At 72.0% G+C, this 14,012-nt stretch carries 9 protein-coding genes; 5 read left to right on the top strand and 4 right to left on the bottom strand.

Annotated elements, in window-relative coordinates; translation table 11 throughout:
- Nucleotides 1-35 precede the first annotated feature (35 nt).
- Together AB0J69_RS14350 and AB0J69_RS14345 are read left to right on the top strand one after the other, a co-directional pair.
- Nucleotides 36-4,025 (top strand): Ig-like domain-containing protein, encoded by a 3,990-nt coding sequence (locus tag AB0J69_RS14350; protein ID WP_364116850.1) that lies wholly within the window; start codon nt 36-38, stop codon nt 4,023-4,025.
- Between the two features lie 82 nt (nt 4,026-4,107).
- Entirely contained in the window at nt 4,108-6,192 is a 2,085-nt protein-coding gene (locus tag AB0J69_RS14345) for a sensor histidine kinase (RefSeq protein ID WP_364116848.1), read from the top strand.
- Between the two features lie 74 nt (nt 6,193-6,266).
- On the opposite strand, the gene AB0J69_RS14340 is transcribed toward AB0J69_RS14345, so the two are convergent.
- The 3 genes from AB0J69_RS14340 to AB0J69_RS14330 all read right to left on the bottom strand — a co-directional run bounded on the left by AB0J69_RS14340 (nt 6,267) and on the right by AB0J69_RS14330 (nt 9,601).
- A complete protein-coding gene (locus AB0J69_RS14340) occupies nt 6,267-7,088 on the bottom strand; it encodes an isocitrate lyase/phosphoenolpyruvate mutase family protein (RefSeq protein ID WP_364116846.1) in 822 nt (273 codons plus the stop codon).
- A gap of 132 nt (nt 7,089-7,220) precedes the next feature.
- On the bottom strand, nt 7,221-8,828 hold the full coding sequence (locus tag AB0J69_RS14335) for a cellulase family glycosylhydrolase (protein ID WP_364116844.1): 1,608 nt from the start codon (nt 8,826-8,828) through the stop codon (nt 7,221-7,223).
- 122 nt (nt 8,829-8,950) lie between these two features.
- The gene (locus AB0J69_RS14330) at nt 8,951-9,601 is read right to left on the bottom strand and encodes a TetR family transcriptional regulator (protein ID WP_364116842.1); all 651 of its coding nucleotides are present in this window, start codon (nt 9,599-9,601) and stop codon (nt 8,951-8,953) included.
- Between the two features lie 119 nt (nt 9,602-9,720).
- Between AB0J69_RS14330 and AB0J69_RS14325 the strand changes: the two genes are divergently transcribed.
- The 3 genes from AB0J69_RS14325 to AB0J69_RS14315 are packed head-to-tail and all read left to right on the top strand — an operon-like array spanning nt 9,721 to nt 13,447.
- On the top strand, nt 9,721-10,191 hold the full coding sequence (locus tag AB0J69_RS14325) for a 2Fe-2S iron-sulfur cluster-binding protein (protein ID WP_364117040.1): 471 nt from the start codon (nt 9,721-9,723) through the stop codon (nt 10,189-10,191).
- Nucleotides 10,188-11,180: a xanthine dehydrogenase family protein subunit M gene (locus AB0J69_RS14320; protein ID WP_364116840.1), complete on the top strand. Its 993-nt coding sequence runs from the start codon at nt 10,188-10,190 to the stop codon at nt 11,178-11,180. Before AB0J69_RS14325 ends, AB0J69_RS14320 begins: the two co-directional genes overlap by 4 nt.
- Nucleotides 11,177-13,447, top strand: a complete 2,271-nt coding sequence (locus tag AB0J69_RS14315; protein WP_364116838.1) for a xanthine dehydrogenase family protein molybdopterin-binding subunit — start codon at nt 11,177-11,179, stop codon at nt 13,445-13,447. The genes AB0J69_RS14320 and AB0J69_RS14315 overlap by 4 nt, the downstream gene beginning before the upstream one ends.
- Here AB0J69_RS14315 and AB0J69_RS14310 read toward each other — a convergent pair.
- Entirely contained in the window at nt 13,425-13,946 is a 522-nt protein-coding gene (locus tag AB0J69_RS14310) for a TetR/AcrR family transcriptional regulator (protein ID WP_364116836.1), read from the bottom strand. The genes AB0J69_RS14315 and AB0J69_RS14310 overlap by 23 nt on opposite strands.
- Between the last annotated feature and the right edge of the window lie 66 nt (nt 13,947-14,012).

Raw genomic sequence — 14,012 nt, 5'->3', positions numbered from 1 at the left:
AGACGTACGTGCGTAAACCGTTGGTGTGCTTAGCCGTGTTAGCGCTCACAGCCTCGCTGGGCGCGGCACCGTCCCTTGCCGCCCAGGACGATCTGGGCATGCCGGTGTTCACGGGTGCCGATCCCGTGCCCGCCGAGCCCGTGGGGTACCACCCGCGCAAGATGATGGAGGAGATCTACAAGAAGGAGAAGGGCGGCGACTCGTACTGGATCGACCGCATGCTCGCCCGGCCCGGGAACGATCCGGCGGGGCCGTGGTTGATGACGCGCGGGCGGGCGTTGTTCATGAAGGAGCACGATCCGCGCAAGCTCGGGTTCGGCGGCTATGTCGCGTACTGGGAGAGCATCGACAACCGGGACGCCTACGAGATCTCGCTCGGCGGCACGCTCACCGAGGACGTGTCCAAGCGCCTGCAGATGCCCAGCCACTGGACCGGCCAGTACGCCGGGGACGGCCTCTCGGTCGGGGTGAAGAAGTTCATCACCCACGAGAACGTGGCCGTGACCACCCTGGAGATCACCAACACCGGGTCCGCGGCGCGGTCGGTGCCCATCACCGTGACCTCGCCTTACACCAAGACCCCCGACGGGGACCGGGAGCTGACCGGCACCGTCTGGAGCAAGAACAAGCTCACCACGATCTTCCCCCGGCTCAGCGGCGACGGGCTGAAGGTCTCCGAGGGCGCGCTCAAGGGCTCGGTGACCGTCGAGCCGGGCAGGACCGTGCGGACCAAGGTGCAGATGGGCTTCGTCACCGCGGAGCTGGCGAGGTCGCGCTCGGAGTATGACGGCTACAAGGGCCGCTCGCCCGAGCAGGCGGTGCGGCGCCAGCTCCAGGACTACAACGCCTGGTGGGCGGAGAACCTGCCCTACATCGACGTGCCCGACGAGAACATCAAGAAGTTCGTCTACTACCGCTGGTGGCTGATGCGCTTCAACTTCCTCGACGCCGACATCCCCGGGAACGACTTCCAGTTCCCGACCTCGGTGGAGGGGGCGCTCGGCTACAACAACGCGATCGTGCTGACCGTGCCGATGTTCGTCCAGGACCTGAAGTACCTGCGGGACCCGATCTACTCGTACGGGCCGTGGGTGTCGGCGGGCGAGGTGTCGCGCAACTCCAAGTACACCGACAACCCGGGTGACCCGGAGAACTGGTCGAACAGCTACACGCAGTACATCTCGGCCTCGGCGCTGGAGAGCTACCAGATCCACGGCGGGCAGCCGTCGATCCTGCGCAACCTCGCCCGGTACGCGGAGAAGGACGTGTACGGGCAGCTCGACGCGTACGACTCCAACGGCAACGGGGTCATCGAGTACGCGTGGGAGGCGATGACCGGCAACGACGCCGACGCGGTGTCGTTCCACTACTACGACCGGGCGAACGAGCGTCTGGAGGGCGCCTACGTCTACGCCAACGCGATGGCGGCGGCGCAGGCGTACGAGCTGTCCGGAGACCAGGCCAAGGCCGCCGAGATGCGCGGCGTGGCCGACAAGGTCAGGAACGGCATCCTGACCCTGCTGTGGGACGAGCAGAACAAGGTGTTCAAGCACCGCGACCTGCAGACGGGCAACCTGATCCCGTGGAAGGAGTCCAACAACTACATCCCGTACGCGACGGGGCTGGTGCCGACGGACGACCCGAAATATCGGGAGGCGCTGCGGTTGTGGGCTGACCCAGCGGAATATCCGATATTTCCGGCGTACACCGCCAACCAGAAGGACAAGGCGGAGGCCGCCGCCGCGGGCCACCCGGGCTCCAACAACTTCTCGCAGATCAACTCGACCCGGAACTTCCAGCTGTTCTCCAAGGCCATGCGCCAGTACACCACCCCGTACATCACGGCCGAGCAGTACAAGCAGCTCCTGTACTGGAACGCCTGGGCGCAGTACGTCGACGGCGACACCCGCTACCCCGACGCCAACGAGTTCTGGGCCAACTGGAACCCGCAGACCAAGACCATCGACTACCGCTCCTGGATCCACCACACGATCCTGGGCAGCAGCAACTGGACCGTCATCGAGGACGTCATGGGCCTGCGCCCGCGCTCGGACGGCAAGGTCGAGCTGTGGCCGGTGGACATCGGCTGGGACCACTTCACCGTCAACGGCGTCAACTACCGGGGCAGCGACCTGACCATCGTCTGGGACAAGCCCGGCGACGGCACGAAGCACTACGCCGGGGTGCCCGAGGGTTACTCGATCCTCGTCGACGGCAAGCGCAAGGTCACCCTGTCCGGCCTGGAGCACGCCGTCTGGGACCCGAAGACCGGCAAGGTCGACGGTGGCCCCGATGGGATCAGCACGGTGGTGCACGCCGAGAAGGCGCCGTCCATGAGGGCCCCCGGGCAGGTCGAGCTGGGCGGCGACCGGATCGAGGACCTGTTCCAGAAGGCGGGCGTGAACCTGCGCTCCACCCGTACGAACCTGGTGAGGTCCGCCACCGCCTCGCACGGCGAGACGGCGGGGGCCGTGGACGGGTTCACGATCAACGAGCCGTACTGGAGCAGCAAGGGCTCAGGGCAGGCTCGGGACTGGCTGGAGGTGGACCTGGGGTCGGCCCAGAAGGTCGACCAGGCCAAGCTGTACTTCTACAACGACCGGAAGGCGGCCGGCCACAGCGAGCCCGCCTTCTACTCGGTGCAGTATCTCGACGGCGAGACCTGGAAGAACGTGCCGGGGCAGGACAAGCGGCCGCTCTACCCCCGGGCGAACCTCAACGAGGTGCGCTTCCCGGCCGTCACCGCGCAGAAGTTGCGGGTGCTGGCCACCCACCGGCCCGGCTTCGCCACCGGCCTGAAGGAGGTGCAGGTCTACCGCACGGGCGCGGACGCCGGCTCGGTCACGAACCGGGCCCCGTCGGTGGTCACCGTGGTCGACCCCACCTTCGGCCGGCCCGGTCAGGTCAGGATCGAGGCCGTGGTCAAGGACGACGCCCTGCCGAAGGGCGAGCTCACCACGCAGTGGACCAAGGTGGACGGGCCCGGTGAGGCGTTCTTCACCGACCCGACCGGCACGACCACGGTGGTCGCGTTCTCCGAACCGGGGACGTACCGGCTGAGGCTGGACGCCACCGACGGCGCGAAGAGCACCTCGACCACCGTGCACGTCACCGCCACGGCCCAGGCCGCGCAGGTGAACGTGGCTCCCAAGGCCACGCCCACCGCCTCCTACACCTCACCGTGGGAGCGCATCGCCGCGATCAACGACGGCATCGAGCCGCCGCGCTCCAACGACGGGGCCAACCCGCGCTGGGGCACCTGGCCGCAGCAGGGCATGCAGTGGGTGCAGCTCGAATGGCCCGAGCCCGTGCGGGTGAACAAGGCCGAGGTCTACTTCTTCGACGACGGCGGCGGCGTGCGCCTGCCCGCCTCGTGGAAGATCCAGCAGTGGGACGGCGACTCCTTCGAGGACGTCACCGGCGCCGGCGCCTACCCGAAGGCGATCGACACCTACAACGCCGTCTCCTTCGACACGGTCACGACCTCGCGGCTGCGCGTGCAGCTGGAGTCCGGCGGGGCGTCGGTCGGGCTGCTGGAGACCAGGGTGTACGAGGTGCCGCCGGACTCGGTGCGGCCGGTCCACGTGCCCACCCTGGCCGGCACGCTGCCGAAGCTGCCGGACACCGTGGAGACCGCGTACGCGGACGGCACCCGCGGCCGGGCCGCCGTCACCTGGCAGCAGGTGACGCCCGACCAGGTCAGGACCGGCGGCACCAGCTTCACCGTGGCCGGCCTGGCCGAGGGCGTGCGCCAGACCGCCCAGGCCACCGTGTACGTCCGCACCACCTCGGCGGTGACGATCACCTCGATCGCCGAGGAGGCCGTCACGACCCGGGCCGGGGTCGCGCCCTCGCTGCCGAGGACCGTCGTGGCGACGTACAACGACGGGTCGAAGGACAGCGCCGTGGCCGTCACCTGGGAGGCCGTCGCACCCGAGCGGTACGCCCAGCCCGGCACGTTCACCGTGGCCGGTCAGGTGGCGGGCACCACGATCGCCGCCAAGGCCACCGTCACGGTCGAGTAGCGCCTATTCTGTCCTGGCCCCGCCCGTTTCGCGGGGCCAGGACACGGCGTGCGTGCCGGAGATCGGAGGACCGACAAGCGCGATGGCCGGATTCGCCGAGATCGCCGAGAACTCCGGCCCCCCCGCCCCGCGGGTGACCGGCGCGGTCATCCTCGCCGTCGCCATGGCGGTAGCCTCGCCGGTCCTGGGCCTGGCCGCGATTCTGATCTGGGGCGGGCTGCCCCCGGAGTGGACGCCCGCCAGGACGACGAGCCCGCAGTCCGCGGTCGTCTTCACCTTCCCCGCGGTCGGCGCGTTCCTGATCTACCACCGGCCCCGGCTGAACATGGCCTGGCTCATGTGCGCCGGCGGGCTGGGGGCGGGCGTCAGCGACTTCGCCGGCGCGCTGATGTTCCGCGCCGCCGCCGACGGCGAGTTCGCCTTCGCCGGATGGATGCGGCTGCCGACCCAGGTCGGGTGGGCGGTGTGCGGGCTGGCGCTGACGATGGTGCTGCCGTTGTACTCGCCCGACGGCCGCCTGCCCTCGAAACGCTGGCGGCCGGCCCTGTGGCTGGGCGCCGCGGCCATCACGCTCGGGATGGTGCGGGCCGTGTTCAGGATGCCCCCGCCCCCGCAGGGGTACCCGTACCCGCGGGTCATTCCCAACCCGCTGCAGATCCCCGCCCTGGGGCCGTACTTCGACGTCGTGGGGACCGTCAGCTGGGTGGGCATCTACACCGCGATGGCGCTGGCGGCGCTGTCGATGGCGGTGCGGATGCGGCGGGCCGACCCGGTCGTGCGGCGGCAGATCGGGTGGCCGCTGTTCGCGTTCTCCGGCTACATCGTGTTCCTGGTCGCGGCCGCGATCTGGACCGGCCTGTTGTGGCCGGCCATTCTGTGGGCGGGGATCATCCCGTTCGCGGTGGCGTTCTCGGTGATGCGCTACCGGCTCTACGGGATCGACACGGTGATCAGCCGCGGTTTCGTGGCGGCCGGCGTGGTGGTCGTGGTCAGCCTGGTCTACTTCGGCGCGGGCACGCTGTCGAGCGTGCTGGTGTCCGGCTACGACCAGGTGGCCGGGATCGCCGCCGCGCTGTTCGCGGGCGCGTTCTTCCAGCCGCTGCGGCGCGCGTTGCAGCGGGCCGTGGACCGGCTCCTGTATGGCGCGGTCGGCGACCCCGGCGTGCTGGCCGAGCGGCTGACCCAGGCCGTGCGCCGCGGCGACCCGGCCAAGGCGCTGACCTCGGTGGTGAGCGTGCTGCGCGACGGGCTGGCGGTCGAGGGCGTGGCCGTGGAGGTGGCCGACGGCGAGCCCCGCTACGTCGAGAGCGGCCGCGTCGGGCCCGGGCCGCGGGAGGTGCCGCTGATCTGGCACGGGGCCCGCGTCGGGCGCCTGCTCGTCGGCCCGCCGGGGCCGCGCCGCTTCCCCGCCGCCCACAACGAGCGGGTGCTGGCCACGCTCACGCCGTACGCGGCGGACGTGGCCCACGCCGTGCGGATGGCGGCCGACCTGCAGCGCTCGCGGGAGCGCATCCTGACGACCAGGGAGGAGGAGCGCCGCCGCCTGCGCCGCGACCTGCACGACGGGCTCGGCCAGACCCTGTCGGCGATGGCGATGACCATCAACATGGCCCGCCTCAGCCTCAGGAACTCCCCGGAGGCGGCCGACGAGCTGCTGCGGGAGCTGCACGCCGGCATGAGCGCGGTCACCGGCGACATCCGCGAGCTCGTGTACGGCCTGCGCCCGCCCGCCCTCGACGACCTGGGCCTGGCCCGCGCGGTACGCGAGCTGGCCGGCCAGTCGTCGCCGGACACCGAGGTCGAGGTGACGGTCGAGGGCGACCTGTCGGGCCTGCCCGCCGCCGTGGAGGTGGCGGTCTACCGGATCGTCCAGGAGGCCCTCACCAACGTCCGGCGGCACGCCCACGCGTCGCGGACCACGATCTCCGTCCAGCGGGAGCAGACGGCGCTGCGCGTGCTGGTCGCCGACGACGGCGAGGGATTGCCCGAGTCGCACCGCGCGGGCGTGGGCCTGGGCTCGATGCGCGAGCGGGCGGCGGAGCTGGGCGGGATCTGCGTGGTGAAGGGCGAGCCGGGCGTGGGGACCCGCGTCGAGGTCATGCTCCCGCTCCCGGCGCCCTCGCCGGCGGGGTTGAGCGAGCCCGCGCTCAGGGCCGCCACGCCCTGAGCGAGCCCGCGCTCAGGGCCGCCACGCCCTGAGCGAGCCCGCGCTCAGGGCCGCCACGCCCTGAGCCGGTGCGCTCAGGACCTCGTCATGAGCTGGTTCAGCTCGGGGTAGGGCAGCGCTCCGGCCACCGCCGTGTACGTGCCCGCGCCGAGCAGCTCGACCGCCGCGCGCCGGGCCACGGTGTAGGCCGCCTCGGCGATCGCCGAGCCCAGGCTGATCCGCGCGACCCCTTCCGCGGCCAGGGCGGCGACATCGGGCGCTCCCGGCCCGGCGAGGACGTTCAGCGGCGCCCGGACCTTCCCGGTCAGCGCCGCGATCGCGGCCAGGTCGGTGAGGCCGGGCACGAACACGCCGTCCGCCCCCGCCTCGACGTAGGCGGCGGCCCGCTCCAGCGTCTCCCCGAGATCCCCGCCACCGCCCAGGAACGTGTCGATCCGCGCGTTGACGAACAGCGGGATCCCGGCCTCGTCCGCCGCGGCCCGGGCGGCGGCCAGCCGCGCGACCTGGTCCTCGACCGGCCGCAGCGGAGCGGGCCCGGTGCGGTCGGCGTCCTCCAGGTTCACACCCACCGCCCCGGCGCCGAGCACGCCGCGCACGGTCTCCGCCACCCCTTCGGGGTCGTCGGCGTACCCGCCCTCGACGTCGGCGCTCACGGGGACATCCACGGCCGCGACGACCCGGGCGACCAGCGCGAGCGCGAGATCGCGGCCGAGCCGGTCGCCGTCCGGCGCGCCCAGGCTCCAGGCCACGCCGGCGCTGGTGGTGGCGACCGCGGGCGCGCCGGCGGCCTCGACGACGCGGGCGCTGGCGGCGTCCCAGGCGTTGGGGAGCAGCAGGGGCTCGCCGGGCACGTGCAGCGAGCGGAACAGGACGGCTCTGTCCAGATGAGAGGTCATGAAGAGCATCCCACCAGCCCGTCCGGCGCGAGGGCTCGCCATTTTCGGACATGAGCGTTCACTCGTGACGGATGTGGGCGCCTCCGCCGTGTCCAGAAGGGACGGCGGAGGCGGTGCGGGTCAGGGGGCGGGTCAGGAGGCGGTGCAGGTGTAGGGGCCGGGGGTCGAGGTGTTGCCGGTGGGGCGGGAGGCCTGGAAGCCGAAACCGGCCGAGGCACCGGCCGCGAGGTTGCCGTTGTAGCCGGCGTTGCGGGCCGTGACGGTCTGCCCGTTCACCGTCAGGGTGGCGTTCCAGGAGCCGGTGATCGTGTGGCCGGCCGGCAGCGTGAAGGTGACCGTCCAGCCGGTGATCGCGGAGGAGCCGCTGTTGGTGACCGTGACCGGCTGCACCACGTACCCGCCGCTCCACTGCCCCTGCACGGTGCCGGTGACGGTGCAGCCGCCGCCGGTGCCGCCCGACGTGGTGGTGAACGTCGTGGTGGGCGAGTTGCCGGACAGGTTGCCGGCGCCGTCGCGGGCGCGTACGTACACCTGGTACTGGGTGGAGGCGCTCAGGCCGGTCAGCGCGATGGAGTTGGTCGCCGTCTGGCCGAGGAGCGGGTCGGTGCTGCCCTGCTCGCGGTAGACGTTGTAGCCCGCCAGGCCCGACCCGCCCGCGTCCGTGGAGGCCGACCACGTCAGGGTGGCGCCGCTGGAGGTCACACCGGAGGCAGAGGGAGTGCCGGGCGTCGTCGGGGCGGTGGTGTCGGTGCCGCCCCCGCCGAAGAACGTGGCCTCGCGCGCGGTCTGGCCGATGCCGTTCGCGCCGTTGAAGATGCGCTGGCCCCACGACGTCAGGGCGGAGGGGTTGAAGTTGGTGACCATGTCGAGGTATTCGACGCCGCCGCCGTTGCCGCTCCACGACCAGCCGATGTAGCCGAGGCCGCGCGACTGGGCCTGGGACATGATCGTGTCCTCGTCCGGGTCGCCGTCGGAGTGGTTGTACCCGAACTCGCCGATCACCAGCGGCAGGCCGGCGGTCTGGAAGGCGCCCAGGTACGCGGTGATCTCGGCGGCCGTGTCGAAGACGCCGTACATGTGGACGGAGAAGACCGTGTTGCGCTGCGCGTCGGCGTTGAAGACGGCCTGGGCGTTGTCGCGCATCGTGAACTGCCAGTCCTGGCCCCAGTTGGGCGCGTCCACCATCAGCAGGTGCTGGAAGCCGAGGCCGCGCATGCGGGTGATCGCGTTCGTGGTCGCGGCGGTCCAGGCGGAGACGTTGTTGTTGCCGTACGGCTCGTTGCCGATGTTGACGACGATGAAGTCCTCGGTGCCGGTGAGCGCGCTGCGGACGCTGCTCCAGTAGTCGACCGCCTGGTCGAGGGTGTACGCGCCGCTCTGCTCGCCGTACCCGGTGGTGTCGTGGTTTTCGAGCACGCATATTAACCGGTTCTGCCGACAGAGGGACACGACGTTGGCCACGTCGGCGGTCCCGTTGGCGGGCCACCGGCCGCCGCTCAGCACCACGCGCACCGTGTTGGCGCGCAAGGCCTTGATGTTCGCGAACGAGCCCGTCTGGCTGGTGTACCAGGTGTGCGCGTGGCTGACGCCGCGCATGACGAACGCGTTCCCGTTGGCCTCGAGGATCCGGGTGCCGCTGACCCGGAGGCCGACCGCGGCGTGTGCGGGAGCCGGAGCGATCAGCATCGAGACGAGGAGCGACAGGAGCGCCGCGACCGCGAGCCCGAGTCGTTTGGTCATGGGGGGTGCCCTTCTCTTGTTAACCGGTTAGGTTCACATGGGCACATGCTCTGCGGAATCGGCTCCGATGTACAGCGCGCCGGGGGATCGGGGTCAGGAATGCCTGGATCGGGGTGAAAGTTTCACTCCGGCTGCCGGAGCGTGGGCAGGCCCACCGCCAGTGCCTGGAGCGCGCGGAGGAGGGTGGGCAGGAGCTCGGGGCAGGCCGCGGCCAGCTCGGGGTGCTCGGCGTAGACCTGGGCGAGCGCGGGGGAGGGATGGGCGATCGGGTAGAGCATGCCGGCCAGCCCGCTGGCGGCGGCGACCAGCTCGAGGCCCTCGCGCTCGGTCAGGCCGGTATCCCTGGCGAGCCGGGCGCCCATCTCGCCGGAGACGGCCAGCACCGTGCGCTTGAACGTGTAGGCGGCGGGGACGGACACGTTGTGTTCGAGCGTGGTGGAGGTGTGGCCCATCAGGTCGCACAACAGCGGCCGCTCCACGACCGTCTCGGCCAGCACCTTCATGGCCTCGGCCGGGTCAGTGATCCCGGGCAGGCGGGCGGCCACGGCCTCGGCCCACTGCTCCCACTCCTCGACGCAGAGCTCGAGGTAGATCTCCTCGCGGGTGCCGAAGTAACGCATGATGTTCGACTTCGCCAGCCCGACCGCTTCCGCGACCGCTCCGAGGCTGACGTTGCGCACGCCGGAGGTGCGGGCGAGCTCGCGCGCGGCGGCGAGGATCGCCTCGCGCCGCTGCTGCTTGTGCTCTGGCCGCCTGGCACGAAGGAAGGTCATGGCGCTCAAAAGCATACTTCTCGATTTAAGAGAACACCGTTCACTTGTTAAGGGAACGGCGTTCTGTTAGCGTCCCGTCTACAGCGGTATGGGAGGAAGAGCGAGTGACCGAGATACGGATGAAGGTGAACGGCTCCGTCGAGTCCCTCGACGTGGAGCCGTGGGTCAGCCTGCTCGACGCGCTGCGCGAGCGGCTCGGGCTGACCGGCCCCAAGAAGGGCTGCGACCAGGGCGCCTGCGGCGCCTGCACGGTGCTCGCCGACGGCATGCGGATCAACTCCTGCCTGGCCCTGGCCGTCCAGTACGACGGCCGCGAGATCACCACGATCGAGGGCGTGGCCCACCCCTTGCAAGAGGCGTTCGTGCGCCACGACGGGTTCCAGTGCGGCTACTGCACCTCGGGCCAGATCTGCTCGGCCATCGGGATGCTGGCCGAGCACGCGGCCGGCATGCCCAGCGCCGTGACGGGGTCCGGCGAGCTGAGCGAGGCCGAGGTCAGGGAGCGGATGAGCGGCAACCTGTGCCGCTGCGGCGCCTACAACGGCATCGTGGACGCGATCATGGACGTGGCCGGGAAGGACCCGCGATGAGGCCGTTCGCCTACGTCAAGCCCACCGACGTCGAAGCCGCCGTGCGCGCCGCCGCCACCGAGCCGGGCGCGAAATACCTCGGCGGCGGCACCAACCTCGTCGACCTGATGCGCGAGGGCATCGAACGCCCGGACACCGTCGTGGACGTCACCGGCCTGCCCCTCGACACCGTGGAAGAGCTGCCCGGCGGCGGCCTGCGGATCGGCGCGCTCGTCCGCAACAGCGTCCTGGCCGCCGACGGCCGCGTGCGCGCCCGCTACCCGGTGCTGTCGCAGGCGCTGCTGGCCGGGGCCTCGGCGCAGCTGCGCAACATGGCCACCGTGGGTGGCAACCTGCTGCAGCGCACCCGCTGCCCGTACTTCTACGACGGCGCCTCGGCCTGCAACAAGCGCGAGCCGGGCAGCGGCTGCGACGCGATCGACGGGTTCAACCGGGGGCACGCGATCCTGGGCGTGAGCGAGAGCTGCATCGCCACGCACCCCTCCGACATGGCCGTGGCCCTGGCCGCCCTGGACGCGGTCGTCGAGGTGCGCGGGGTCAACGGCCCGCGCCGCATCCCGCTCACGGACTTCCACCGCCTGCCCGGCCACACCCCGGAGATCGAGACCGAGCTGGGCCCCGGCGACCTGGTCACCGCGGTCGAGCTGCCGCCGCTCACCGCCGCCTCCCGCTACCGCAAGGTACGCGACCGCGCCTCGTACGCCTTCGCCCTCGTCTCGGTCGCGGCGGCCCTGCGGGTGCAGGACGGGACGGTGGCGGAGGTACGCCTGGCGCTCGGCGGCGTCGCCACCAAACCCTGGCGGGCCCGCGAGGCCGAGCGCATCCTGCTCGGCGGCCCGGCGGACGAGGCGGCCTTCCGCCACGCGGCCGAGGTGGAGCTGGCCGCCGCGTCCGTCCGGCCGGGCAACGCGTTCAAGGCCGGACTCGCCGTGGCCACGATCACGGCCACGCTGCGCGAGCTGACGAGCACGGGAGGGACGGCTCGATGAGCACCAAGTACGCCGAGACCGAGCAGGCGACGGCGGGCCCGAAATACGTCGGCCGCGCGGTCGACCGGCTCGACGGCCGGGCCAAGACCACCGGCGAGGCCCGCTTCGCCGCCGAGCACCCGTATCCCGACCTGGCGCACGCCGCGCTCGTGCACGCCACGATCCCCCGGGGCCGCATCACCGCCATCGACACCGCCGAGGCGCGGGCCGTGCCGGGCGTGATCGACGTCCTCACCCACGAGAACGCCCCGGCCATGAAACCCGCCCCCAAGGTGAGCTTCCTCGACCTCAGCACGCTCGTCTCGGGCACGTCGGTCAACTACCTGGCCACCGACGAGGTGCACTGGAACGGCCAGCCGGTGGCGGTCGTGGTCGCCGAGACGCCGGAGACGGCACGGTACGCGGCCTCGCTGGTGCGCCCGGCGTACCAGGAGCTGCCCGCCGCGGTGGACTTCGCGGCCGAGGAGCCGAACGCGGTCCCCCAGAAGGGCAGCCTGATCGCCGAGACCAAGGCGGACAAGGGGGACGCGCCGGCGGCGCTGGCCGCCGCGCCGTACGCGGTGGACCTGACCTTCACGACGCCGCCGCACAGCCACAACGCGATCGAGCCGCACGCCACGACCGCCGTCTGGGACGGCGACAAGCTGACCCTGCACGAGGGCACGCAGAACATCCCATGGCTGCGCAAGCACCTGGCCCAGCGGTTCGGGGTGCCGGAGAAGGCGATCAGGGTGCTGTCGCCGTACGTGGGGGGCGGGTTCGGCGGCAAGGGGTCGGTCTGGGCGGGCACGCTGCTCGCCGTGCTGGCCGCGCGGGCGACGGGCCGGCCGGTCCGCCTGGCGCTCACCCGCGCGAGCGTCTACCACACGGTCGGCGGGCGCACCCCCAGCACGCAGCGGGTCGCGCTGGGCGCGGACGCGGACGGGCGGCTGACCGCGCTGATCCACACCAGCGTGTCGAGGACGGGACGGACCGGCGGGATGGGGGAGCAGATCACCGCGGTCTCCCGGCACCTCTACGCCGCGCCCAACATCCACCTGCGGCAGAGCACCGTCCCGCTCGACCTGCTGGCCAACACGTTCATGCGGGCGCCGGGCGAGTCCATCGGCACCTTCGCCCTGGAGTCGGCCGTGGACGAGCTGGCCTGGGAGCTCGGCGCGGACCCGGTCGAGCTGCGCATGCGCAACGAGCCCGAGCGCGATCCGGTGGGCGGGCAGCGGTTCGCGCAGCGGATGTTGCGGGAGGCGTACGCGCTGGGGGCCGAGCGGTTCGGCTGGCGCGAGCGCGACCCGCGGCCCGGTGCCATGCGGGACGGGCGGTGGCTGGTCGGCATGGGGGTGGCCACGGCGTACCACCCGTCGATTCGGATGACGGCGAGCGTCACCCTGCGGATGGCCGCGGACGGCACGGTCGTGGTGCGCTGCGGCCTGCACGAGATCGGCGTGGGCGCGGCGACCGTGCAGGCGCAGATCGCCGCCGACGAGCTGGGCGTGCCGCTGGACTCCGTACGCGTGGAGCACGGCGACTCGGACCTGCCGCCGGGCCCGCAGGCGGGCGGCTCGATGCAGACCGCGAGCGCGGCGGCGGGCGTGCTGGCCGCCTGCGCCAAGCTGAAGCGCACGCTGCTCGGCCTGGCCCGCCGCGCCCCGGACTCGCCGCTGCGGGGCCGGCGGCTGGAGGAGCCGGAGGCCCGCGACGGCGGGCTGTACCTCGGGGGGCGCGGCCAGACGTACGCGGAGATCCTGGCCGCGGCCGGTCGCACCCACGTGGAGGCGGCGGTCAAGTCGAACACGCTGAGGTTCCTCACCCGGACCCTGCGCGAGCGCAGGAAGTGGGTGAAGGCGGCGACCGGCGCGCAGTTCTGCGAGGTGCGGGTGGATCCCGACACCATGGAGGTACGCGTGTCGCGCTGGTTGGGCGTGTTCGACGTCGGCCGGGTGATCAACGCCAAGACGGCGGCGAGCCAGCTGCGCGGCGGGATCGTGATGGGCATCGGCATGGCGCTGTCGGAGCAGACCCTGATCGACCACCGCGACGGCCGGATCGTGAACCCGAGCCTGTCGGAATATCACGTGCCCGTGCACGCCGACATCCCCCGCATCGACGTGCGCTACCTGGACGAGCCGGACCCGACGATGCCGCTGGGGCTGATCGGAGTGGGCGAGGTCGGCATCACGGGGGCCGCGGCCGCCGTGGCCAACGCCGTGCGCCACGCCACCGGCAAGCGCGTGCTCGACCTGCCGATCACGCTCGACAAGCTGCTGTGAGCACTCGGGCGGCCCGCCCGGCCGCCCGAGCCGCCGCCGCCCCGCGCTCCGGGTCCACCATGGCGGTGACGGTGGCGCCGTCCACCAGGACGAGCAGCTGGTCGGCCAGCACCTCGTCGTCCACCAGCCCGCGCAGGAAGTCGCGCAGCCGCCGCTTGTGCCGCCGCACCACGTCCCGGACGGCCTCCGACGTGGCGCCCAGCTCCCCGTACGCGTTGACGAACCCGCACCCGCGGAAGTCGTCCTCGCCGAACCACCGCTCCAGCCACTCGAACACCCCTGCCACGTCAGTGGCGGAAGCGGTGAGCGAGGCCATCCACCGCTCGTCCCGCCGCTCCAGGTAGGCCACGACGAGCGCCTCCTTGGACGGGAAGCACTGGTAGAGCCGCTTGAGCGACACGCCGGAGGCGGCCCTGACCTCGTCCATGCCCACGGCCCGCACGCCACGCCGGTAGAAGAGCTCGCCGGCCGCCGTCAGGAGTCGTTCGGCGTGTTCCATGGCACCTCGCTTGAACGGAGAACGGTCGTTCTCTAGGCTAGCTCGGAGAACGACCGTTCTCACGAG

The organism is Nonomuraea sp. NPDC049709, from assembly GCF_040674815.1.
Classification (GTDB): Bacteria; Actinomycetota; Actinomycetes; order Streptosporangiales; family Streptosporangiaceae; genus Nonomuraea.
The sequence above is the reverse complement of the archived record's forward strand: the minus strand, read 5'-3'. Positions and strand labels throughout refer to the sequence as shown.